Annotated in this window: 15 protein-coding genes; 7 read left to right on the top strand and 8 right to left on the bottom strand. The window is 57.8% G+C overall.

Annotated features, from left to right (window positions below; translation table 11 throughout):
• Positions 1-25: 25 nt before the first annotated feature.
• The gene (locus tag L6D89_RS22545) at positions 26-898 is read right to left on the bottom strand and encodes a helix-turn-helix transcriptional regulator (protein WP_236201233.1); all 873 of its coding nucleotides are present in this window, start codon (positions 896-898) and stop codon (positions 26-28) included.
• A 323-nt stretch (positions 899-1221) separates the two neighbouring features.
• On the opposite strand from L6D89_RS22545, the gene L6D89_RS22540 reads away from it, so the two are divergent.
• The 7 genes from L6D89_RS22540 (at position 1222) to L6D89_RS22515 (ending at position 10767) form a co-directional block, all read left to right on the top strand.
• A complete protein-coding gene (locus tag L6D89_RS22540; RefSeq protein WP_236201232.1) occupies positions 1222-2283 on the top strand; it encodes an ADP-ribosylglycohydrolase family protein in 1062 nt (353 codons plus the stop codon).
• Between the two features lie 349 nt (positions 2284-2632).
• Positions 2633-2761, top strand: coding sequence for a hypothetical protein (locus L6D89_RS32635; RefSeq protein ID WP_256235602.1), 129 nt, complete (start codon positions 2633-2635; stop codon positions 2759-2761).
• A gap of 342 nt (positions 2762-3103) precedes the next feature.
• Complete coding sequence (locus tag L6D89_RS22535) at positions 3104-3721, top strand: hypothetical protein (RefSeq protein ID WP_236201231.1); 618 nt, start codon at positions 3104-3106, stop codon at positions 3719-3721.
• 109 nt (positions 3722-3830) lie between these two features.
• On the top strand, positions 3831-4508 hold the full coding sequence (locus tag L6D89_RS22530; RefSeq protein ID WP_139092972.1) for a hypothetical protein: 678 nt from the start codon (positions 3831-3833) through the stop codon (positions 4506-4508).
• A gap of 110 nt (positions 4509-4618) precedes the next feature.
• A complete protein-coding gene (locus L6D89_RS22525) occupies positions 4619-5797 on the top strand; it encodes a DUF6361 family protein (protein ID WP_236201230.1) in 1179 nt (392 codons plus the stop codon).
• The gene (locus tag L6D89_RS22520; protein ID WP_236201229.1) at positions 5787-7646 is read left to right on the top strand and encodes a phospholipase D family protein; all 1860 of its coding nucleotides are present in this window, start codon (positions 5787-5789) and stop codon (positions 7644-7646) included. The genes L6D89_RS22525 and L6D89_RS22520 overlap by 11 nt, the downstream gene beginning before the upstream one ends.
• Entirely contained in the window at positions 7636-10767 is a 3132-nt protein-coding gene (locus L6D89_RS22515) for a helicase-related protein (protein ID WP_236201228.1), read from the top strand. The genes L6D89_RS22520 and L6D89_RS22515 overlap by 11 nt, the downstream gene beginning before the upstream one ends.
• Before the next feature lie 37 nt (positions 10768-10804).
• On the opposite strand, the gene L6D89_RS22510 is transcribed toward L6D89_RS22515, so the two are convergent.
• From L6D89_RS22510 to L6D89_RS22480, 7 genes are all read right to left on the bottom strand, one after another.
• A complete protein-coding gene (locus tag L6D89_RS22510) occupies positions 10805-14140 on the bottom strand; it encodes a DEAD/DEAH box helicase (RefSeq protein ID WP_236201227.1) in 3336 nt (1111 codons plus the stop codon).
• A gap of 220 nt (positions 14141-14360) precedes the next feature.
• A complete protein-coding gene (locus L6D89_RS22505; protein ID WP_236201226.1) occupies positions 14361-14570 on the bottom strand; it encodes an AlpA family transcriptional regulator in 210 nt (69 codons plus the stop codon).
• Positions 14571-14711: 141 nt separating this feature from the next.
• Positions 14712-17891 (bottom strand): UvrD-helicase domain-containing protein, encoded by a 3180-nt coding sequence (locus tag L6D89_RS22500; protein WP_236201225.1) that lies wholly within the window; start codon positions 17889-17891, stop codon positions 14712-14714.
• Positions 17888-20506, bottom strand: a complete 2619-nt coding sequence (locus tag L6D89_RS22495) for a PD-(D/E)XK nuclease family protein (protein WP_236201224.1) — start codon at positions 20504-20506, stop codon at positions 17888-17890. Before L6D89_RS22495 ends, L6D89_RS22500 begins: the two co-directional genes overlap by 4 nt.
• Positions 20507-20647: 141 nt before the next feature.
• A complete protein-coding gene (locus L6D89_RS22490) occupies positions 20648-22372 on the bottom strand; it encodes a hypothetical protein (protein WP_236201223.1) in 1725 nt (574 codons plus the stop codon).
• Between the two features lie 117 nt (positions 22373-22489).
• Positions 22490-23233: a hypothetical protein gene (locus L6D89_RS22485; protein ID WP_236201222.1), complete on the bottom strand. Its 744-nt coding sequence runs from the start codon at positions 23231-23233 to the stop codon at positions 22490-22492.
• A gap of 3 nt (positions 23234-23236) precedes the next feature.
• Positions 23237-23401: a hypothetical protein gene (locus tag L6D89_RS22480; protein ID WP_236201221.1), complete on the bottom strand. Its 165-nt coding sequence runs from the start codon at positions 23399-23401 to the stop codon at positions 23237-23239.
• Positions 23402-23880: the final 479 nt, after the last annotated feature.

Genomic DNA, 23880 nt, shown 5'->3' with positions numbered 1-23880 from the left:
CGCTCCGTAGCACTGAATTGCCCCGTCACTGATAGATCCACTGCCGAAGCTCTTCCAGGTTCGCCACCACGATCTGCTGCGCAGCAGCCTTAGCCTGGATCTTGTTCGGATCAATCTGATAACGCTGCAGCACGTACTGCACCAGAGCACCGCGGCTGGGGATCAGCAGTTGCTCCTGCTGCATGCCATAGTCCTGTGCGACGATAGCTTTCTGATCCGACTTCAGGCGTGGGTCGGCCTCAATGATCACAGTCACTTCGGAGGACCAACCTACGTCCTCTTCTCGTCCATTTTCAGAGACATCCAGTACGTCCGGTTCACCGCGGAAACGGCTAAGGACGAAGTCACGATAGTCTCGATTCTTCTCGCAGAAGGCACGGACATGCCAGCGCATGCCGGTGTAGATGAGGGTGTGCGGGGCAATGAGGCGTGTCTCTGGCACCGGATTGGCCAGAGAGACATATTCGCACTCCAGACGCAGCCCTTCACGGCAAGCTCTTACCAAAGGGCGCAACACCTCCGGACGTACAGAGCGATCAGGCACCTTCAGCACTTCGGTATGCGCATAAGCCAGGGCCAGGCCCTCGATGTGTGGCGCTCGCTCTTTGTTCTGGCTCAACAGGTGAAGGTAGGCGCTAGCGCTATTGTCGATGAACTTTGGCGAGAACTTTAGACTTGGGACATAGCCCTTCAGGTGCTTGTCATATGTCAAGTTTTTAGGCGCATGCTCGGCGATGTAGGTGTTGATGTCCTTCGACGCCTGCTGCCGACTGATACCGAAGCTCTGCATCAGATGTCCCGTAGTCAGTCGGCCTTCCCACCAGGCAACAGTTTCGATCAGGCGATAGCGCAGCGCCAGATCCCAGCGGACAGATTCGATCGACTGCTTGCGTTTCATTAAGCCTCCTTGTGTTTGAAAACTTTACCTGTACAGGTAAACACCATGGATATGTCGCTCAAAGCTACATAATCTGACGTCGTCATTCAACTGATTCAACAGGGATGCCCTGGCGGTACTGCTGATGTGGGGTTCGTGGAAACTCCCACGGCCAAGGCAGCCACGTCAGGAACTTAACGCACAGTTCAAAGCAGTGCTCGCTGTACATAACGCAATAGTGATGCGTGATCGGAGTTAAGCGCAGCCGTGCGCGCCTACGACTAGCAGTTGCAGCGCCAGCTTGAACTTTGTCAGCGCGGCTAAAGAAATCTTAGGAGCTGAACATGAATCGTCTGGACAGGATCAAGGGCTGCCTGCTCGGTGGAGCAGTCGGAGATGCCTTGGGGGCTCCAGTGGAGTTTCTCGATTGGGCGACTATTGAGCGAAAGTTTGGCTCGTCAGGCATCCGGAATTTCGCTCAGGCCTATGGCGTCACAGGGGCGATTACCGACGACACACAGATGATGCTGTTCACAGCGGAGGGACTTTTGCGCGCCAAAGTTAGGCAGGCATCGCGCGGTCTTTGCCATCCGCCGTCAGTGATCCATCACGCCCTGTTGCGCTGGTATCTCACGCAGGGCGGAGAGCCTGCAACCGAGGTGGCGAAAGACGGATGGCTGATTCAGCAGCAAGCGCTCTGGTCTCGTCGCGCCCCCGGTATGACATGTTTATCGGCACTGCGTGAATGCAAGTCTTTTGGCGAGCTAGCGCGTAACGACAGCAAGGGCTGCGGTGGAGTCATGAGGGTAGCGCCCCATGCATTTTTCCCTGAACCCTTCGAACTGGCGGCTGAGTCTGCTCGCCTCACTCACGGGCATCCAACCGGATATCTTGCGGCCGGGCTGTTTGCAGACATCCTCTCCCGCCTCCTACCGAACTCCTGTTCGCTGGAGGAGGCCGTCCTGGGTAGCCTCCAACAATACGGAGACCGAGAGGGCATGAGCGAGACACGCGAGTTAATCGAACTCGTATTGGCATTTCATGAGAAGCGCGTTCGGCCCACCCCCAAAGTGATTGCACTATTGGGAGGTGGATGGACAGCCGAGGAAGCACTGGCTATCGGGCTATGGTGTGCATTGATGGCCGACAGCTTCGAGCAAGGCATCACCTGGGCCGTCAATCACAGTGGCGACAGCGTTAGTACCGGAATGATTGCCGGAAATCTGCTCGGTATCCAGCTCAGCTGCGCCAGCATTCCCACGCGTTGGCTAGCATCGCTGGAGTTGCGCGAAGTGATCGAACAGGTAGCCGTCGATATTGATAGGGTGCCGCGTGTCTACGCTGGCGAGTGCGGTGAGGATCGCACTCATGACGAGCAGATCTGCCAGCGATATCCAGGATGGTGATTAGTGCACCCTGCTAGACAGCATGACTCATAAAGAAACTAGCGCCAGCGACACACGCTGTCGCGTAGCGCGCCTAAATTACTGAACAACCAGGCCTGAAGGTCCCCCTATGCCGATACCACCGCCACCGCTCACTTTTATCTGTCCGCATTGTTCGTGGCAGAAAACGACCGTGCCGAAGAGCGATGCACTCTTAATCGGTCACGACTGCTATACCTCCTGCCCGAAATGCGGATCGGCAGTAGTAGTTCGGCGCATGGCAACACTTATCGAAGCGATGAAGGCCCGCCTCGAACACTTGCTTCGGCTTGATCGACACTGAGCACTTCTGAACCTGGAGCACAGGCACATGAAAAATCTTTTTGCGGTTATCGGCGTCATTGTTGTCGCCAAGAAGGGCTACGAGCTGTATCGCGAGTACAGCGAGATGAAGCGCGAGCGGGAAGCGCGGACAACGAATCAGGACGTTGATGGCTAGGAAGTCAAACAAGCCAGCTAATGGACCAAACTGGCCAGTTGCCACATACCGGCAGCTTCCGCCACTCTATGGGTATCTCTGGCTAGTCAAGGACGACGGCATTGCCCGCTACATCTACGTGCAAACACGTGCAATCTGCTGATGCCAGCACTCGATGAGCAACATTCAATGTAGGCGATTGATGCCCGGCTGCTTCCTCCGCCCTCCCCGGCATCCACCGGGGCGGCGCATGAAGTCAGCACGTCGAATCCAACTGACAGTCGAGCGAGGGAACACGAACCCAGGCGCCAACTGACACTTGCAACAACATCACCATTGGCACGCAATCACAAGGAACGGACTATGAGCATGGATCGCGCGAACGAAATTCTCCGCAACTACAACCAATGCTACGAGCAGTTCGACACGCTTCGTGAGTCGTTGTCACGCCTCTTTGCCGGCACGCCGCTGGCGGAAGAAATGAGAACTATCTCGGCCTGTATAGAGCAGGCTTATGAATGCAATGTCGATGCAGGTTGGTTACCGGAAGAAGAAAACGTCTTCAACGAACTGGAACTGCTAGTTGCGAACATCAAGCACGATGGCCGTGGCCGTCACTACAAGGGACTGAGCGATGTGCCTGAACACCTCAGGCAAGGGTTCGATCAGGATGAGCAGGACTTTCGCGATTACCTTGAGCAGCTAAGGGAAAACTGTCGAGAAGCCTACGACCTAATCTCTGAGCAGCAGGAAATCCTAGCCGAGGCACTGGAGCAGGACCTGCTTGAAGAGACTTGGAACCAAATCGACGAAGAATTCATGACCGAAAACGCAAAGTCGATAGTCAACCAAGTATTTGAACATCTCCTTGCAGATTGGCGGCAATACGCAGCACTCGCGTCCGAGTTGGTGAAAATGGCCAATGAACTGGACAATCCCGACCCCGACCGCAGCCTGACAAAAGCTCTGCTATTCGACTGAGCCACTAACAGCGTCAAGGATTGCACCATCTAGTCCGTCGGTGCCCCTGCACTAAAAATTATAGGCCTTAACCTATCTCCGCTATGCGTTCTGAAGAAGTAGCCTTTCCATGAACATAATGAATGTCATGCCGCAATTGTCCCTGTCCGAATCCGGTCCAGTAAACGAACGCGGAGAAGCTGTCCATTTTCGTCAAGGCGACCTTGATGGTGCCTGTGGTCCTTACAGCCTACTAATGGCGCTAGTCACCAACGGTATCATCCGCCGCGAGGAGGCCTCCTATATGGGGCTGCGCGACGGACGCACTAGGCTAGGAAAGTTTCACAATCGCCTCACCGAATTCGGTGGACTGATCAGCAACGGCACCAATGAGTTCGAGTTGGACTGGCTTGGTGAGTGTTTTAGTCGCCAGATCGAAATCAAAGTCCTGGAAGGTAATACTCGCGCCATGGTGGAGCAACTGGTAGACGCGATTCGTCAGGGTCACTCGAGCATCGTCGGTGTCGACTGGCCTGGCGGTGAAGGACATTGGCTGTTAGTAGTTGGTTACCAAGGCAAGCTTGTCGACCAAGGCAGCGATGGATCAAAGATTGAATGTACCCACCTGCTCTGCTTGGACCCTTTATGCGAGGCGCCCAAGGTTTCCCTCTGGAACGCCGTGCTCGAAGTTCAGACCGCAGATGGCTTGGTACCCAACGCTGGCCGTTTCCCGTCGAACCACTGGAGTGGTTCCACTCCCAGCAAATGCAAGATCACCAACGCCCTAGCGATTGTGAAACGTAGATAGGGGGTCAGGAACGAAAGGCTTCCCAATTTCCGCGTGGTGTGTTGGTGCAGCCTTCGGGGTAATTTTTTGCCGTGCGTAAGAAATTTGCGCGTTGGCCATCGGGAGTGGTGATGTCGTCTTTGGCATGGATTGATTTTGATGAAGCGGAGCGTCAACGCGCGCAACGCATCATGGCTCTATTCCAGGAGCGCGAGAGCCGTGACGAACTGGGCTTGGGCGCGATCCGCGACTCCATCGCCGACCACCTGTTCCCGGGCACCAGCACAATCCAGACCCGGCTTCGCTACATGCTGTTCATTCCTTGGATCCTGAGCCGGCTTGAAAGACGCGACGGCTCGGCCAGCCAACTCAGTGCAGAAGGCCGAAACATGGAGATCCGCCTCTCCCAAGCGCTGAAAGCCGGCGGCGAGACGAGTGGTATCATTGGTCGAGACGCCGGGGCGCGACTTCATCGACTTCCAAGTTCCGTCTATTGGGCAGGCCTAGGTGCCTGGGGCATCCGCCAGTTCCCCGGATCTCGCGCGACTTACTACGGGGCTCTGCCAACGGTCCGTCGCCGCCAACAGCGTTCTGACGTCGAGGCAGAAGGCCTCGAAGATATCCAGAGCGGTAACTGGCATCCAAGCCTGCCACCCGCCCCTGCCGATCTTCTCGAGACCGCCTCTTTTAGGCTCACTGGCGACGAAGCCCAGTTCATTCGCGACCGCTTAGTCGCCTCCGCGCGAACCTCACTCCTGACCTGGCTCGCCGGCCAGTCGCACAACGGTCAATGCGCCTACATCTGGCAGCACCCCGCGCTCGGAGACTTCCCGGCTGAGGCGCGACGTCTAGTTCAGCATGCGGAGATCTTTTCCGGTGTCATCCACGGTGCGGCGCTGCTCTACAACCTTCAGCTTGCGGAGCTGCGGGCCCGAGAAGACTGGATCGAACTCTATCGCGGCCGACTGGCCCAATGGGCAACTGAGTTGGACGACCAACGCCTCGCAGCCTGGTCGCTAGAAGACTTTTGGCGGGAGGTCTCGCACCACACCCACACCATCCGTCCAGCGCTTACTCGCTTCGTCCAGGACTGGGTAGCGTTAGCTAGAACGGGGGCTGCCAGCCTGCCGGATTCCGAGGCGGCCAGGGCACTGGTCCGCGAGAGGGAGCGGAAACTGAAGACTTCGCAGTCGCGCTTCGCCAATCACACCGCTCTGGACCGCTGGGGCGGGGCCTCTGGAGCATACCAGTTGTCGTTCCGATGGGGGCAGGCCCAGTCTCATTTGGAGGACCTGCTAAATGCCAAATAGAGCTAGCCTGGATCCCGAAGTACGCGTCCTTTACGGCGAAAGCCTATCGGCGCCGTCCGGCTATGTGTTTGACGCAGCGGTCGCCACTACCTACTCCCTCGACTTCGAGACGGCCCTGGCCGCGCCGGTGAGCCTAGCGCTATTCGCCGCCGAGAATCGCGATGAGATTCTCAGCCAGCCCTTGGCTCTCCTTGAGGGCGCTGAACGTATCACTGATCGGCTCGCCGTCTATTACGACGCAGGCCATATCCAAGCTCAGACCCAGCCGCAGTCCCGGCTCTGCAGTCTGTTGGAGAAGATGATCATTGCCGTAGCAGCTCCGCAGGGCGGCGCCTTCCACCCGAAAATCTGGGTTCTGCGCTTCAAACCACAGTCGGGTAGTGGGGCTGCAAAAATGCGGCTCTTGGTGCTGTCGCGGAATCTGACTCAAGACCGCTCTTGGGACATTTCCCTTTGTCTGGATGGCGACGTTACCCGTCGAGTGGTGCCGGACAATAAGCCAATCGTCGACCTTCTCAAGCGCCTGCCACGGATCACCGTGCAGCCAGTATCCGAGGACGTCAGGGCACTGACCCTCGATGTCGCCGGCGATCTCAATCGAGCTGCATGGGTGCTGCCCGAGCATTTTGATACCCTGAGCCTGGCAGTCAACGGCATAGGGTCAGAGGCTTGGTCACCGTCAGCTTGCACTCGAATGGGCGTCATTTCTCCGTTCTGTGACGACACGACCCTTATTCAACTGGCAAGGCTAAGCCGCGAGAAGCCAGTACTGGTGGGACGGAGCGACGAACTGGCCGCTTGCTCGGCCGACACCCTAGCTCTTTACGAGCGAGTCAGTGTGCTCGATGACATGGCCGCCAGCGAGGACGGTGAAGAGGCAGCACCGGAAAGCCTGCAAGGCCTCCATGCCAAGGCATTTATACAGGAGGTCGGCTGGGACACCGTCCTGACAGTTGGCTCCGGCAACGCCACCCAAGCGGCGCTTGCCAACCGCAAGTCGGCCAACAACGTCGAGGTGTTTGCGACCATCACAGGCAAGTCCTCCAAAGTAGGCAGCGTTGAGAACATCCTGGGCGCTCAGGGCTTCGGGCGGCTGCTGTGCCCCTTCGTTGCCAGCGATGTCTCGGCGAACGCCGCTGCGGATAAGGCGGCAGAGCGGCGCCTGGAGGATGTACGTCGCTTAATCTGCAAGGCTGGCTTGGCGCTGTGCTGCGAACGCGCCCCTGCTGAAGGTGAGGACGCCGCTGGGTGGCGGGTCTGGCTGATCTGCGTACAACCGCTAGCTGTCACCAGCCTTGCCAGCGCCTTTGTTTGGCCGATCACCCGCGGCGAGGGGCATCATCGTGATGTCCTGGCTGCTCTGGCCGCAGGGGAGGACGTCGATCTGGGAGTCATGCCTCTGGCGGACGTCACCCGGTTCATCGCCTTTCAACTGGCTGACTCCGACAGTGACGCCCGCCTGCTGTTCAGTATTGGCTTACCAATGGACGGCCTTCCGGCTGAGCGTCATTCCGCGATCTTCCGCGCGATCATCACCAACCGTGACGCTTTCTTCCGCTATCTGCGGCTACTGCTTTCTGAGCTTGGTGACCCGTTCGCCGCGGCCGTGGCCGCGCAGCCCGGCGGCAGTGAAGGCGCATGGGGCCGCGGGCGGGCGGACGAAGTGCCCCTACTCGAAGACCTGGTACGTGCGCTCTGCGCCGGTGATGGCCGCCTATCCGCAGTCGAGCGCTTGATCAGGCGCCTGACCGCCGAAGACTCCACTACCGATCCGGTCCCGACAGAGTTTCGCGTACTTTGGGAGGCCTTCCGGTTGGCGATGCCCGAGGAGGCAAGCCATGTCCACTGATCCGTTCAAGGCTGGATCGGCACTTCAGTCATTGAAAGCCTTCCAGCGCCGCACGGTCGACTACGTCTTTGAGCGCTTCTACAACTCCGAAAATCCCGCCTTCCAATTCCTCGTCGCCGACGAGGTGGGCCTTGGCAAGACGCTGGTCGCGCGCGGCGTTATCGCCCGTGCCATTGAGTATCTGTGGGACAAAACCGACCGGATCGACATCCTCTACATCTGCTCGAACCAGGCTATCGCCGCTCAGAACCTCAACCGGCTGAACGTCCTTGGACGCCAAGCGCTGGCTCTACCGACCCGTATGACGCTGGTGCCGCTGCAGATGCGGGGCGAAAGTTCGCTCAACGCCAACAAGGTCAACTTCATCAGCCTGACTCCAGGCACGACGTTCGACCTTCGATCGTCGACTGGCGTCGCTGAGGAGCGCGCCCTGTTGTTCCATTTGCTTCGGCCCGAGGTCAGTTCGCCACGCGGACTGCAGAACCTGTTGCAGTGCGATGTCAGCGCCGAGCGTTGGGAATCTTGGATCAAGCACTACGTTTCGCTCAACGGGGTCGATACAGCCCTGATCAACCGCTTCCGAAAGGATGTCAGCCAGGACGCAGCTCTGGCCGGCGAATTAGAGAAAACCATCGAGCTATTCCGACGGCGGCGGGCTCGATACCCCTCCGCCATGACCCGCACTCGAAACGCGGTGATCGCCCGTCTGCGGGGCAAACTCAGCCACGCCTGCGTGGATGCGCTGCAGCCTGACCTCATCATCATGGACGAGTTTCAGCGCTTCCCGGATCTACTGCACGGTGAAAGCGACGCCGCCTACTTAGCGCGAGAGCTATTCAACTACCGAGATCATAAAGGCAATGCCGCGCGCACCCTGCTGCTCTCGGCCACGCCGTACCGAATGCTCACGCTTCAAGGAGACCAAACCGAAGACGGCGAGCATTATGACGACTTCCTGGAGACCTTGACCTTCCTCTTTGGACAGGCCCGAGGTCGGGAAATGGTGAGCGCATTGGACCAAGAAATGCGCGCCTTCCGGACCGCCCTTCATGGGCTGCCCGCCGCCAGGGGCAAGGCCATGGCTCAGAAGGCTAAGGTGGAAACCACTCTCAAGCAGGTCATGTGCCGTACCGAACGGGTCTCCAGCACCATCGACCGCGACTCCATGGTCTGTGAGCCGCAAATGGATCTTACCGTCCACGTTGACGACCTGCGCCAAGCGATGGCGGTCTCCGGCGTAGCTCGAGCCCTCGAAGCACCTGACGTCATCGAGTATTGGAAGTCGGCGCCCTACCTGCTCAACTTCATGCGCGATTACGCGCTGAAGCGGGCCATGAAGGGAAAGGAGGGAACCAAGCCTTCCGCTGCCCTAGTCAACGCCTTGGCGACAGCCAAGAATGCTTGCCTCGACCATGATCAGCTCAACGCTTACGCGCCGATAGAACCAGCCAACGGGCGGATGCGCGCGGTGATGGAAGACGTCTTCAAGGACGGCCTCGAGCAGAGCCTCTGGATCCCGCCAGCGCTCCCCTACTACGGTTATAGGACTCCAGACACCCGACCAACCAAAGCGCTGATTTTTTCGTCTTGGACAATGGTGCCGGACGCCATTGCCGCGATACTTTCCTACGAAGCCGAGCGGCGTATGGGCGCTGGCCAAACCAGCCGTGGATATTTTGACCTAAAGCGGCCACGCCCCCTTCAGTTCCGGTTGGCGAACGGCCGCCTGGCAGGTCTGCGTGCCCTGCTCTTGATCTATCCGTCTCCGGTTTTGGCCGAACTCGGCGACCCCCTAGCAGTGGTCGCTGGGTGTTGCGAGCGCCAGTCCTATACCGACATGCGATCACACGTTGCCGAACGGCTGAGGGGGAGACTGACCGATCTGGCCGCACGCGAATCGGCTGAATCAGAAGGTAGTTTTGCTGAATGGGCACTGCCGGCAGCCATTGACGCCATGGCGAAGAATGGCGCCCTGCGTTGGGTCGAGGCGTCGGACGGGATGGGTAATTTGGCCGGCGAGGACGCCTTTAAGGATCACGTCGCAGCCATGAGGGTTGCAGCAGTCGGCGATCTTGGCCCAATGAGTACCGACGCTCTGGACCTACTGGTTGATGTGGCCTTGGGAAGCCCTGCGATTTGCGCGCTTCGCGCGCTGCGACGCGTAGCGCCCGATTTGGCATGGGACGATCCGAGCCTCCTGAGCGCGGCGGCCAACGTCGCCTGGAGCTTCCGGACTCTGTTCAATCAGCATGAAGCAGTCGCCTTGTTGCGGCACGGAGAAGAAGATCGCTATTGGCACCGAGTCCTCACCTTCTCGGCGGAGCAGAACCTCCAGGCGGTTCTCGATGAGTATGCACACTACCTCGTAGATGCTCAGGGCCTAAGCGCAATATCACCTGGAGAACGAGTAATCGGACTCGGCAAAGCCATGGCCGACGCGCTCTCGATCCGTCCCTCGCAGATTGATGTCGACAACCCCGCGATCATCGAGGGGCGCCTGAAAGTAGACAAATTCCAAATGCGTGGCCGTTTCGCCATGCGCCTGGCGGACTACCGGGACGAAGAAGGGGCCGTCGCACGGCTGGGCGGCGTGCGCGACGCATTCAATTCGCCGTTCCGCCCCTTTGTGCTAGCCACGACCTCCGTCGGTCAAGAGGGACTCGATTTCCACCCCTACTGCTACCGTGTGTACCACTGGAACCTACCCGGCAATCCGGTCGACTTGGAGCAGCGGGAAGGTAGAGTCCATCGCTTTAAGGGGCACGCCGTCCGTCTGAACGTGGCTCACAATCATGGTCCCGAGCTTTGGTCCGACGGTGCTGTTTCGTTTGACCCCTGGGCGCAGATGTTCGCTGCAGCAAGGGCATCCACTGACTCCGACACTGACCTCGCTCCTTATTGGCTATGCGAGGGGCCGGTGAAGGTGGAGCGACGCGTACCGATCCTTCCCTTCAGCCGAGAAACCCAGCGCCTCGAGTGGCTAAAGCGCAGCCTAACTGTCTACCGGCTAGCGTTCGGCCAACCCCGCCAAGATGATCTGCTGGACTACCTCGGCGGACTTCTAGAAGGTGATATGACGATGGATGAACTGGAGGCACTGCAGATCAGTCTTCAGCCCTAACCCGCAAGCGCAACATTCCCTGATAGGACATGGCCGATCATGCACTGCCAATGATCCGCAGTTTCATCGCACGGGTTTCCAACAAATACGTTTCAACCCCAGCCAGCAGATGCAACCCCTCTTCATTAACTGCAGCGCGCGATAACCCTGGCTGTACGATGCGAACATCGAACTCATAGCGATAGTCCTGCCAGCTCGCCTTCAGCTTCTTGAGCGATGCAGCGGTTCCCAGCTCGAAGCGAGAGCTCTGTCCCTTTTCGAGGCGACGTTTCTCTCGCTTCAGCATGTGAGTGAACATGCGATTAGGACGATCACGCCATCGAGCAGATTTCTGTGCTTGCCCACAGACCTCGTAGAGATCTGCAAGGCGGGCTCCTGGTGTATCAGTGCTCGAAAACTTGCAATGGTAGAGGGTGACCTGCACCAAGCTGTCAGTGACACGCAGCGTAACCACGTCAGCGATTTCCCCTTTCCCATCATCATCGAAAACCAGGTCATATACGTTGCCATCGGAAAGCAAGTAGTCGATGACTCTACGCTGGACAGAATCGGAGCGCTTCTCGACACCTTGAGATTCAGCCCGTATGTTGGTTGAGGACCAATCCCAGTCAACAATCTTGTCGGTTGGGTACGGCTCAACAGATACGCCTTCAGGTAGCGCGTAAAGGTGGCTGTAGATCAGAAGCGATCCGTCGCCGAAATCGATCTGTGGCGCATCCTCTCCGAACGACTCAGATAACGTCTTCACAACACTGCCAATCTTGATCGTGGCCTCCGCCCCCGCCCGCTGTGGATAGCGAGCGCCCCCATCGTTGAACTCAATTTCAAACTCGGCAACATGAGCATCGCTGGTTACGGCAAATCGCAGTGGGCCCGTCCTCTGATGACTGAGAAGCTCGATATCACATTCGGAGAACGGGACAACCTGGTCATCAAAGCTGATTTCTATACGTTCCTCGATCTGCGTCATAAGCGACTCCGGCCAGTGAATAGCGACGGGAGGAACGGCAGGCCTCTCGCTGATCAGACGAGGTCGCATCGCACTCTTGAACACTTCATCAGTGGTGATTCCGGAATCGTTCACCAACCGACCGATTCCTTGACACCAATCAACCCAATCGGTCAGGTCTCGGACCGGAGTAATCGACCAGAACTTACCTTTCACCGAGCAACCACGAATGGCCGGCACACCATCCAGGAACCCCGTGGCGAAGACATTGTTCTTGATTCTGGACTGCTTAGCGGTGTCGAGGCCGTCAGCGACATCAACGCCCATGTACATGGAGTAGCGCACTCCGCGGCCCTGATGGTGAGTGAGTCCCAGATTGCGCAGAATCAGCCGCTTAAAGCCATGAAGACTCCGAAACACCTCTTCACCCTCGATTCGGCGCGCGGTGTCGCCAGAGATAGCCTTGGCAAGCTTGTCATGAGGACCTTTCAAGGAGCTGCTAATGAACAGGAGTCCAGCGTCCTCATCCCAATGCATCATGTGCAGATCCCAGATGACATTGGTCGCTTGCTGAGCTGTAGTCCATCCCGCCTGCTCTTCATTACGAGTAACGAATATGGCTACTCGACGCTGCTGATTGAGCTTCATGCCTCGGTACACGCCAGGTGAACAGAGATCCTCTACTCGCAGCGGATCCCAAGCTTCGCAGGTCGTCCTGTAGACAACAGCATTCATCTTGGGCTCCAACGTCTGCAGGGGAATGTCGCGAAGATCCCCCGTGAAACCACGAAACATTTCGGCACGCCGCACCTGCCGTTCGATCCGCGCAGAACTCAGCGCCTCAACCAACGTATTCCAGTCGGCATCCTCCGCATAGAGCTTCGCCAACGAGCGGTCGACGTCATCCACGCCCGTGTTGGCGATTACGGTTGCATCACCAAGCCTCGGGTCCTGTCGCGTGAACCGACCCACGAACTGAATAGTGACAGCAATGCTTTTATGCGGGTCATGCAAGCCGGCTATCTTGAGCTCCGGCAAGTCGAAACCCTCACCCAGCATGTCAACACACACAATGATCCGGCTGTCGAAACGACGCAGCGCTGCAAGGTTTGCACGTCGTTCCCGCGCAGACTGGTTGCTGTGAACAAGGACAGGATTGTGTTGTGGGAACCGTCGGCTGTATAGCTGATGAAGTTCCTTAGCGCGCTCAATTGTGGAGCACCGCGCCATAGCCAGATGGTTTAGACCAAGGCTGAGATCGCCTTGCAGAATCTCACCGAGCTTTTCGGCAATCGCTTCATCGGCCTCGGATTGATCCAGACCAAATACCGCCTCGAAGCGGATCGGCTTGAAGTAGCCTTCTATCTGCGCTTTCTTGAGCGGGTAGGTATAGATGAACTCGCCATCGACTCGTCGCCCATCCTCTCGAAACGGAGTGGCAGTGAACTGGAAAATTGGTAATGGCAGTTCACGATCGACGAAGAGGCTGCGGAATCGCGCCCAGGTCGGAGCGCCAATGTGATGAGCCTCGTCGATGAAGAGAGCAGATGCGTGATCAGCCATACGCTCCTGGATCTCAGCGTCAGCACGACCAGCAATCTGCATGGTAGTCACCACCACATTGGCGCTACCGAAGATCAGATCCACTTCATTCACCGCAGTGGGAATGTGGGAAAGGCGCATTACTACTGGGTACTCAGCTTTTGAGCTGAGACACTCCTGCCGTCTGAGCACACCAAAGGTTTCAAACTTTCCGGCGACCTGCTCACGTAACGCGTCGTTGGGCACCACAACCAACAATCGCTCGAAACACTGGTGAGCATTCAGCGCGAGCATAGTTTCCGTCTTGCCGGTACCTGTTGGCATGACAATAGTGGCAGGCGAACCTGATCGAGTGAGGTGGGCGAGAGAAGCATGCAACGCTCCAATTTGGGGGCGGCGTAACCCTGACGTAGCAGGCCTTCCATCCTTAGCTGGACGGCTTTCACGGAGCAGGAAGGCGTCGTCCCACGAAGCCATAATTGCTTCGAGTCTTGCGTTTCGAGCTGCTGCATCGAGCCTACTCAGGTCGATCATGTCGTTGGCGACCCAACGACCTTCGCCTCGCTCAAGCGCCAAAGAGATTTCTGCAGGATCTGAAGCCCCAGGTACCAACAGAACCAAATCCACATTGAGTTGAGCGGAGGTCTTTGTGTTGATAATTCTCAGAATTTCGCCAGATGGTAAGGTCGCTTCATAGCCCGCGATTTGGCGAAGTGAAAATGGCCGCAGCCTGCAGAGTTCTCGTGCCTCTGGACGTGCAAGCTGTCGAACTGGGTTATTGAGCACCTTGCAATTGATTGCAAAGCGCTCGGGTAGCAACAGCGATACCTCCTCATGAAAGAGATCTTCCTGAGTGGAAATGAGGGGGCCATGCACAGTCATGAATAGTCTCCGTAATCAACCTAAATGGCACAGCTCCGCTGTCACTACAACGTAGGCAGCAACACCCCCAAAAACCCTTGTAACAGCTCTCGCACTTCTGCAAAGACAGATACAGCTCCCTTGGCCAGGCTGAAATCACCTTCCGATGTTGCTGTGAAGAAAAGTTCCTGCGAGAGAGTATTAACTGCTTCCGCACCACAAAGATTCGGAGTCACTGACGTCAACTGGGGTAGGTAATCGAAGTCTCACGAAGATCTCGCAGCACAATCTTGGATTGAATCCACGCTTGGATTTCACTTTCAACCCAGCCAACGCTACGACCTACCAACGGCACAGACTGCGGGAATTCATTGGCCCCCATGAGCTTGTAAATTGTGGACCGAGCAAGACCTGTCGCACTGATGACCTCCCTCAGCCGTATGATTCTCATAAAGGTTCCCTAGCAAAACTTAGGACACTCAACGTGCAAAAAAGCGTTGGCAAAGTCATGGCCTGCCACTGCTCCAAATAACGTCCAACCGTCGTATTCGGCTGCTGGGAAGGACACTCCTGCTCAGCAGCAAGTTTGTGGCTAGGCCTTCGCGACCACTCTCGTAAGCCGAGCAGCAACAGGGAAGTACAGCCACTGCTCCAAAACCATCTTGCCGGTACAGGCCTGGACAGCTTCGGCGTATGCAGAGAGCTGCGGACCGTAATCTTGCACCAGGACTTCATCTCGAGCTTGACTGCCGGGATTCGACTTATGGTCCACCAGGATCCACCCGCTGGGCGTATCGACCAGCAGGTCAATGCGGCCACGCAATCGAGTCCCATCCAGCCGGCTTGCCTCGATTGGGACCTCTACTCGGACTCGGCCGTTTGGCCATCGAGAGCGCACCCACTCGTAGAAGGCCCGGACCTGCTCAACCACTGCCGACCTGTTGACAGCATGCGCCACCCCCCACGTCTGGAGGATGTGCTCAACCGCTGTCTCGGCCACCCGGCCCGTAACACCTGCTTGTGCAATACACAGGTGCAACGCACTCCCCAGGAGGCTCATCTCGACACTCGCGCTAATTGCGATACGGGCTCCCACAGACTCCGACTGGACAGCAGCGTACGCGCCTCCAGCGGCGCTGCTCGGGCGAAACCAGAGAGGCTTGGGCTCAAGCACGGCGTCAGCAACAAACCAACTGCACGTCGCTGCTGCCTGAGTCGGCGGATCAATCGCACAGGCCGCAGCCGCCCAAGCTCGAGACTCCCTCACGATCTTTCGGCCATCCGCAAGCGTAAGAGTCCCACTGTCACCAAACAGCAGCGCACCAGCACCAACCTCGTTGACCCAGCCCAGATTGGGGCCAGACCTGCGACGGCAGGACACCAACACATTGGCGTCACGCGCTCGCGTCATGCTGACGTAGAGAAGGCGCTTGTTCTCCGCCAGGGCATCAGCAGCCATTGCCTGCCCCATGGTACCAGCCTCAGCATTGACGGCTGCCTGGGGCTGCCGGCGATTGCCCCATGTTTTTGGCCAGAAGTGCACAAAACGATTATCTAGCGGACGTTCAGGATCGAATTTACCCTCGGTTCTGGAGCGAACTTCCCACAAAGCGCTGCGAGCTTCAGTTCCGAGTGAGGTCAACACGACTACAGGCCACTCCAGCCCTTTGGCACCATGGTGCGTCATGACACTGACTGCATTGTCGACCGTCGTCGCACGGTTGTCGTCTTCCGAAGCGGCCATTGCGTCAAACCATTGCAAAAGGCCACTCACCGTAGCCGGGCGCTTGGCTGAAACACACTCGTCCTCGTAGGTCGAAGCAAGATCCAGGAGGGCTTCAAGGTTGGCAATTCGTGACCTTGCCTCCTGCGGTGAACCGGACCACTGGCTGGCGACCCGAGCGGCATGAGATTCCGCCACGACAAGCCTTAACGCCTCTCTTGGGGTGAGCACCTCAACGCACGGCCTCAACGCTTCCAGACGCGAGAGCAATGGATGCGCCGAGTCCCCAATTGCCTTCCACTGTTGCGGACGGGCGTCATCTTCGGCAAGAAACTCGAGACGATCGGCCAGCCACGCCTGAATGGGCATGCCGTCAACCAGGGTGAGCACGAGAGCAGAAGCGACAGTGTCGCCAGCATTCAGTAATCGGCGCAGACACGCCAACGTAAGGATGGCCTCAGGCGTACCCAGCAACCCGGCTCGTGGACTTGCAGAGGGGATACCCCAACGAATCAGTGAGGTCACTGCTAATTCAACCTGGTCATTGGTACGGCACAGGACAGCGATGTCTCCCGGCTCTACGTCGCGAACTTGCCGGGCCGCCTTGTCCTCCACCTTGAGCCCCGAATCAATGAGCTCTCGAACAGCCGGCCCCATTCCCAGGTAATCCGTCTCATTTTTGCTGCTCTCGAACTCCCAATTGAACAGCACAGGCTGGTCAGGAATTTCGCCACGGTGTGCCTGAAGTACTATGGCATCCGCCGAGAGCTCGGGCAGGAAGGCCTGCTCGAAGACTGCGTTCGACAGCGACACCAGCCCCGGAACCGAACGTCGCGATATCGTCAGCGGTTCACCAATCGAGCCCCCCCATCCCTTGATAGCATCCAGCACGCCGGCAATGAGCCGGGCATCGGTTCCACGAAAGCCGTAGATAGCCTGCTTGGGATCGCCCACCCACACTGAGCGCTTTGCCAGCTTTGCGAACTCAACAAACAGTGCCAACTGCATCGGGCTCGTGTCCTGGAACTCGTCAACCATGACCAGATCGAGTTCACTGGCCAGGGCATCACGTACATCCGGATTCTCACGCACGGCCCTCAGCAGTAGAGCCTCCTGGTCACCAAAGTCGACCGCGCCAAGCATGCGTTTAGCTTCCGCGTAGGTTTCAAGGGCGTCGGCGGCCAGATTAAAAACCAGATCCAGATATCGGCGCACGTCCGAATGGAAGACCGGATGGGACTCATGCATCTGAGCTGCCTCGACAACAGGCACAAGAAGATCTCTGACCTTGGCCCCAGCGTCGATATTGCCGGCCGCTATCCAGTCAGGCCAGGCCCAGCGCCCATCACGAAAAATCCGTTCAAGGCGCTCCAGTTCCAGCAGTCCCTTTTGCAGATTCTGCGCAACTGCGCCGCCACTCGCCTGCGTTTGCTGGATGAATGCCGATACGTCCATCACAGCCTTGGTCAGAGACGACGACAGAATCTCGGTTGCGGTAGCCGGCGCCGAAGGCGCAGGCCAATTCGACAGCATCAAGTCTGAATTCTTTTCTCCCATCGGTCGCAGCCGCTCCGGGGAAATGTCGTTGTCGCGAGCCGCCTTGACCATGCTCTCAATAAACCGCGACCACTTGTCATGCTCAATACCTAACCGGGCCGTGAGTCGTACAAGCTCCGCCTGCCCTTCGCGATCGAGCGTCTCGGACAAGGACGTCGCCAGTAGGCGCTTTACCTGCCCGTCACTCAGAACCGTCTGGTCCGGCGACAGTCCCAGCTCGAAGCAGAAACGCTGGAGCAAACGACCACATACGCTATTGACGGTGCCAATCTTGGCTTGGCCAACGGCTGTGGCTAGATCGATACGCCCTTTTCCCAGCAGCCATGAACGGGCCCGCTCACGCAACTCCTTGGCCGCCTTGATCGTAAATGTGGTCGCAAGGATGGCATCTGGACGAGCCGCTCCAGACTCCAGCGCATCGGACAACGTAGCGGTGAGCTTATAGGTCTTTCCGCTACCGGCCCCTGCGCTGATGAACTCGACGCTATTCATTGCTCCCATCCTCCGAGCAGGACCAAGTAGTCTTTTTCCCACTGCCGCGGTCCTTTCACAGGCAGCGTTCCGTCGGGCCCCTGGTAGTCATCTCCGGCTTCGAGCGGAACAACATCGATTTGCCCATCTGCCAACTGCCGGGAACGCCATTTCCAGCTCTCCCTAGCCTGCTGAAGCAAGACACCGGTCGCTCCCACGGGCGGAGTCCGCACCTGAGCCTTAGGCATGACGTCAGGCACTGTGACGAACATGGCCCCGGACTCCAGAATGAAGTAACCCAGCGCTGCCGGCGCCAACCCCGCTTGCTGTTCCAGAAGTGTCGAGTAGAACGCCAATTGCAAGTGCTGGCCTTCGCGCAAGTAATCCGCGTAACGCTTTTCCCCGCCCCACTTCATATCCAGGATCACGCTCCGACCATTCGGTAGCTCCACCAGCAGGTCGGCTTTACCGATGAGCTGGACATCTCCAAGGCGCCCTTCAAGCTCTACCTCGGTGCGAACAGCCGTCGCCCCCGCCGCCTGCAGATGGTCGAGCAATGAGAAAATGGCGTTCTCGCACACAGCCCTGAAACGATGCTGGCTGACTCCTGCCCCCTGCATCAACAGCTGGGCCCCCTCGGTTTTGAGAAGCTCATCCACACTGTCGCGGAACCACTCGACAGCCTGTTTCTGGGTCCACGCTAAAGAGCCGGCCTGCAGGAAAAGCCTTTCAAAGACTCGATGGGCCAACGTGCCTAGCAGCCTATTATCCTCCTCCGCAGTAAATACAGTCGTTGCCCGCAAGCGTGCAATGCGCTTGAGTGCGTAGAGCGCCGGATCGTCATACAACTCTGAAAGCGAGGAGTACGACTGTCCTTCGGTGGGCAGCGACAAAGGCCGGCCAAGCTCAATGTGCCTGGGAGCCCTAGGAAGCTCCATACGCGTCAAGCCTGTCGAGAGCTCTCCCACGAAGTCACTGCCGAGCTGCAGATCCAGGTCGATGCTGTGACTCAAGAAGTCGGGGACCAAGCTGCAGAGAAGTTGCTGAAAGGGATGCTCCTCGGAACCGGCAGGCGGCATCACCAAAGTGAAGCGCTTCCTGGCCGCCAAAAGTGGCAACAACCATTGCCTGGCCAACGCATCGAGCTCTTGCTGCGGATCGCGAAGTACCACTCCCAGCTGTTTCAGTGCGGTAAGCTCGATCTGCGACCAGGGAAGTGACGGTGGCAGAACGGGAGTGGACGGCATCCACCAGATGACCTCATCCGCCGCTTCGATACAGGCCCCCGCTTCCACCTCTGCGCGCAAGCCGCCAACCTGAGCGAAAGAACTCGGATTCGTACATCCGGCCGGTGTTGCATAGACGATGAGCTGCTCTACCTGACGCGACGAGAGAATGGCGACGCCCTGATCCTGAAGCCCGGCCATCCCCGCTCGCAACGCCATGCACTGATCAATGGCTGGAAGCAGCGCGGCGCGAGCGACATCGTCGCCGCTCAAGCGCATCCGGAGTGCAGCGACAAGCCGGTCAACACGGGCAAGGAGCGCACCAAGCGGTGCTCCGGCATCCCGGGACCAGCGTTCGCCTTCAAGCCAGAACTCAATGTCCTCAAGAAGTGCCATTCCTTGGTCATCTTCAGGAATTTCGCGTTTAAACGTCGCCCACGCCTCACCGCCAATACCTGGCTGTTCGTCCACCACCCGGGCAAGCGCAGCCCTGGCCTTTCGGCTGAACGGGCCAACAGGATGCGAGAGAAACTCAATGAGCCGCCCCACGTCTATTGGCGCCCAGCACATTTCCAGCGCCAGACCGACTGCCTGAAGCGGGGGACGCAACGTACTCAGGTGCGGGAACCCGCTACCTGCAGCTCCAGTCGCCATCATCGTGGCGTCCAGGGAGTCGCCTCCATCCTCACAAAGCAGCAGCCTGTCTATTGCCGCAGACCGACAAGACGCGCTGAGCCACTGTTCGGCCACCTCCCGCGTGGATGCTCTAACAAGCAGCACGCTGCCATCGGTAACCGGGGCAGCAAGCGCCTGGACTTGCCCATCGCGCAGCGTGCCGAGAGCACGTTCCTGCAGCTGGCGAAGCTGATCCTTCCCTTGAGGCTCCGGCTGCCAAAGGACAACGTTTGGCAATAGAGCAAGCACCTGGCGCCAGCCTAAGGGAAAGCTTTCCAGAGGATCCACCAACAACACGGATTCAATTGGCGTTGTTTCACTAGCCATCGCCATCGCCACATCCACTAGGCGCTCGGCCTCTCCCGGCTCGATGCTTACTGCAGCCGATTGCTCAACCAGTGACATTTCGCGCAGTCTCTGCGGCGCATCCAACGGCACCGAACCATCCCATCCCGCCAAGCGCCACTCATCACGCCAGCTCAGTAGCGTTGCAGCGGTACCGATACTGTCAGCCTGCAAAGAGCGGCTATAGAAACGAGCCCCGTTGTCGTTCCGCTGTAGGTGTCCCAGGTAACTCGTGACTCGACGAGCCCACGGCACATCCGGCCGCTGGAGCCCCAGGTAGGTCTCAAGAATGCCGAGAAACCCCAGTCGCCCTAATACGGGGGCATCCATTGCATCCGCCGGCGATGGACCCAGACGCCGATCAAGGCAAACTCCAAGCGTGACTTGCATGTCAGCTCCTAAGTTACGGCGGCACAACTGCACGCCTCGACATGAACACCAGGCGCCCGAGCTCAAAGGCTTACCAGGTCGGGTAACTGGTTGATGGATACTGAATTTCAGAGTGCAATTTTCGTCAGCTTGCGGGCCGAGTTATGGGGCACTATCCGGGCTGTCGTCATCCGAACCTTCAGCACCGACCCGGGCCCCCAATCTGGCCAGGTCCTTTTCAAAGATGGCGATCAAATCATCCATCTCTTCAAACTCACCACTAGCGGCCTCGAGGATCATCGCCGCAAATTCAGGACTGTATTCCGGCTCTCCGTTCACGCCGACAGCGCGCCCAGAGTCGCCATCTTTCACGTCGGTGCAGATCAATACTTCCTGGAGCCGTTCATCCAGATCCGCGAGTGCCTGGCCAAAAAATGCCTCGAACAACTCGGTGGGTCGTTCACCATCAAGCAAGTCAAAATGCTGTCCCACGACCCGACCGATGCGAAGAAGCAGCTTCGCCGAACCTTCCCCGCCGGCAAACCCTGCCCCAACCAGCAACTCAACGGGGGATACCTGATGCTCGTCGGCCAGTTGAGTGGATCGACCGCAAAGGAATGCACTTACCAGATACACCTGCTCACGTTCGTCCCCTGCAACGAACCCGGGCCCACCGGCACTGAGCACCTTCAAGCCGACCTCTCCTCCTCGCGCAATCAGTTCAAGGTCGTTGAGGCCGTAACTCACCAGATCGAACTCGGCAGCCCTGAAAGGAGCGCAATATGACGCGGCAGTATTCAACGTTCGCGCTTTCACGCTGATCTGCCACTTGCGGAAGGCGGCCAGATCAATGGTCTGACCTTCAGACCTACTGCATTCAAGGTATTCCTGCAGAACCTGAGGGAAAGGGACGCTGGTAGGCACCCAGGTGCTACTGCTATTCGTGCCTGCGTGCTCTGCAATCCGGTGTTTCAAGGACGTGGAACCGGTCACTCCCGCAATAGACACGACGTGAGGAAGCACGAGGCAACGTAGGTCGTAGCCAATCATGAACAAAGCTGCCTCGAACATCCGGCAGCGTTCTCCCAGAGTGCCAGGAAACAGCTCAGGTGCCCCCTGCAGCGTGTTGCGGATAATCCACCCGAGCTCAACTTGGCTCTGCGCCCAACGCACTGCTGGCACGCGCCAGGTGAAGAACTGAGGAGCACTCGAATAGCCAAGCTCGCCCGGATCCCGGATCTGAGACCCGCGCGCTGCCCCTGACGGAAAACTCAACACGGCACGGCAGGTCGCCTTCTGGCGATAGAGGGCATAAAGCATGGCGATTGCCGCTCCAACGCGGCTGTCGTAGATTGGCGACCCCGTTGTATCGATCAGCGAATGAATCTTGGTCAGGCCTGCATCGAAGCGCCAGATACTCTGCTTATTCAGTTGGGAAAGCACCTGGTTACCGTCCAGGACAAACAACGACCTGCAGCTATCGAGGTACTGCACCAGTTGTCCCTGTTGCCGCAGCTGGTTCAGAAACGGAACAGCACCTCGGACGCCGCCCCATCGCAATACAGCGAGACACGCCTTGTAGGTGGTGGCTTCACAACCGTTAGCCATCGAAGTCAACAATCGGTCACGCAGTAAATCGAGGGAGAGGATCGTACTGTCCCAGTCATGGGAGATTACCGACCGTCCCGTCTGGTAATCACTCCAGCTACTTTCCCAGCGATAGAGGGCATGAACCCCCTCGACTCCTACTACCTGCTGGTTTATCCCGTCCTTTACGAAACGACTTGGGCTGAAACGCAGGTGTACATTCAGATGAGCGAGATTCAGACACAGCCAATCGACGAATCCACGAACATCCGGCTGCGCAAGAAATTTAATTCGGTCCATCTATTCGCCTCTGTTATTCCATAATTCGAAGCCAATGACTCACCACTATGACAATGACACCAAAGTGGGGCGGCGGGTCGCTAGCCCTGCTGTCATGCAACAGTGCTGTCGCTACGCCTAGAGAAGACTCTTGCCTTTCGCCTCATACGTCTCCAGCAGTAGGGTAGCGGAACACTTACCATGTGCGCTTGGTAGGACGCTGACAGTAATCAAGCATTGAGCAGGAAGCAGGCCTTCCAGCCAGCTACAAATCTCGACGTAGTTACCCAGCGTGCAATGCTGGTCACCCCCAAGTAGAAGAGTCGCGGAAGTCGCATGCCAGGCTTGCTCTGCGAAATTCAACAATGCTGGTAGAAGCGATTGCCAGTCAGCCGCGTGCGAATGGCAGCCGAAGCGGCGCCCCGGCTGCCGATGATGGCGGAGGTAATGCTCCCAGCACATTCCGAAGATTGCATGACCACCCAAGTTGGCGAAAAGCTTCTCTAGAAAGTTGGCCAGGGCATCGTCGTTGGCCCATTGCATGGAGCTCGTTCTGACCTCCCCTGTATGGCCGATGTAATGCAAACTTAGGAGCGTATTTTTCAGCCGGAGATTCTGGAAAGCTGCAGTAGGCATTGCACCAGCATCAATCACATGGACCTCGTGATAGTCCTCGCGCAGCGCAGTGTCCCAGGATTGTACGTGTGCGCGGAGCGGAACACGTTCTCTTTGCTCCACCACGGCAATCAGCACCGAGCCCAAGCGCTGCGTCCACCATTGGACTCGACGCTCATCTTGGACCAACAAAACGAAGGCCAGCTCGCCTGGGTAGTGGTAATGGCCAGGCTCCCACCCCGAATTGTGGAGAACATCAATGCTCATCGCTCAGCGCGCCTGAGCTGGTGCGCTTGCACACTTGTAGCCAGGATACTGGGCCTCGGCTGTGACCCTGGCCATTTCTGAACTGACAGCCTGCACAGTAACGGTGAAGTTGGCCTTCTGACCGGCGCCCGAATTGATGCGTTGCAGAAATGCAGAATAAGTCTTCATGACCAATCTCCTCTGAACTGCGGACAGTCTCCTTCTAACTCAGGACAACCTTTGTCGCGATGCTGCCTTCGTAGGTCCTTGCCATTTGCACGTCCATTGTCACGACAGCGTCCGTTATAGCTGAAGGTGCCCCGAAATCCGACATGTCCCCTAATTGGGCAGCTAGAGCTTCAGACTCTGACTAAGGAGCACCACGCATCTCAGTAACAGGCAATTTTTGGATTTCGCGAACCGACCCTTGGTCATCAAGGCGCAATGCCATCCGGCTGCCATAACGCAACCTATGTCGGCCATCCATGGCCTCGCGGAGTCCTTTCCTGCCGGCTTCCTGCCAGGCTTTTAGAAAGGATATGTCGTGAAATTTGGCAGGAAAATACTGGGCACTCACACAGGTCAATTATTGGAACAGGTCCGACGCCGCAAATTTAATTGGATGGCTTTCAACGGGCACCGGCCGTCGATCGATGCGTCAACTATTC

It is taken from the genome of Pseudomonas pseudonitroreducens (assembly GCF_021603645.1).
Classification (GTDB): domain Bacteria; phylum Pseudomonadota; class Gammaproteobacteria; order Pseudomonadales; family Pseudomonadaceae; genus Pseudomonas; species Pseudomonas pseudonitroreducens.
This window is presented reverse-complemented; position numbering and strand designations above follow the sequence as displayed.

Coding starts and splice junctions, on each gene's coding strand:
- L6D89_RS22520 (WP_236201229.1), top strand. CDS start 5,787: ATGCCAAATAGAGCTAGCCTGGATCCCGAAGTACGCGTCCTTTACGGC.
- L6D89_RS22535 (WP_236201231.1), top strand. CDS start 3,104: ATGAGCATGGATCGCGCGAACGAAATTCTCCGCAACTACAACCAATGC.
- L6D89_RS22530 (WP_139092972.1), top strand. CDS start 3,831: ATGAACATAATGAATGTCATGCCGCAATTGTCCCTGTCCGAATCCGGT.
- L6D89_RS22490 (WP_236201223.1), bottom strand. CDS start 22,372: ATGGACCGAATTAAATTTCTTGCGCAGCCGGATGTTCGTGGATTCGTC.
- L6D89_RS22545 (WP_236201233.1), bottom strand. CDS start 898: ATGAAACGCAAGCAGTCGATCGAATCTGTCCGCTGGGATCTGGCGCTG.
- L6D89_RS22500 (WP_236201225.1), bottom strand. CDS start 17,891: ATGAATAGCGTCGAGTTCATCAGCGCAGGGGCCGGTAGCGGAAAGACC.
- L6D89_RS22515 (WP_236201228.1), top strand. CDS start 7,636: ATGTCCACTGATCCGTTCAAGGCTGGATCGGCACTTCAGTCATTGAAA.
- L6D89_RS22480 (WP_236201221.1), bottom strand. CDS start 23,401: ATGAAGACTTATTCTGCATTTCTGCAACGCATCAATTCGGGCGCCGGT.
- L6D89_RS22540 (WP_236201232.1), top strand. CDS start 1,222: ATGAATCGTCTGGACAGGATCAAGGGCTGCCTGCTCGGTGGAGCAGTC.
- L6D89_RS22485 (WP_236201222.1), bottom strand. CDS start 23,233: ATGAGCATTGATGTTCTCCACAATTCGGGGTGGGAGCCTGGCCATTAC.
- L6D89_RS22495 (WP_236201224.1), bottom strand. CDS start 20,506: ATGCAAGTCACGCTTGGAGTTTGCCTTGATCGGCGTCTGGGTCCATCG.
- L6D89_RS32635 (WP_256235602.1), top strand. CDS start 2,633: ATGAAAAATCTTTTTGCGGTTATCGGCGTCATTGTTGTCGCCAAGAAG.
- L6D89_RS22505 (WP_236201226.1), bottom strand. CDS start 14,570: ATGAGAATCATACGGCTGAGGGAGGTCATCAGTGCGACAGGTCTTGCT.
- L6D89_RS22510 (WP_236201227.1), bottom strand. CDS start 14,140: ATGACTGTGCATGGCCCCCTCATTTCCACTCAGGAAGATCTCTTTCAT.
- L6D89_RS22525 (WP_236201230.1), top strand. CDS start 4,619: ATGTCGTCTTTGGCATGGATTGATTTTGATGAAGCGGAGCGTCAACGC.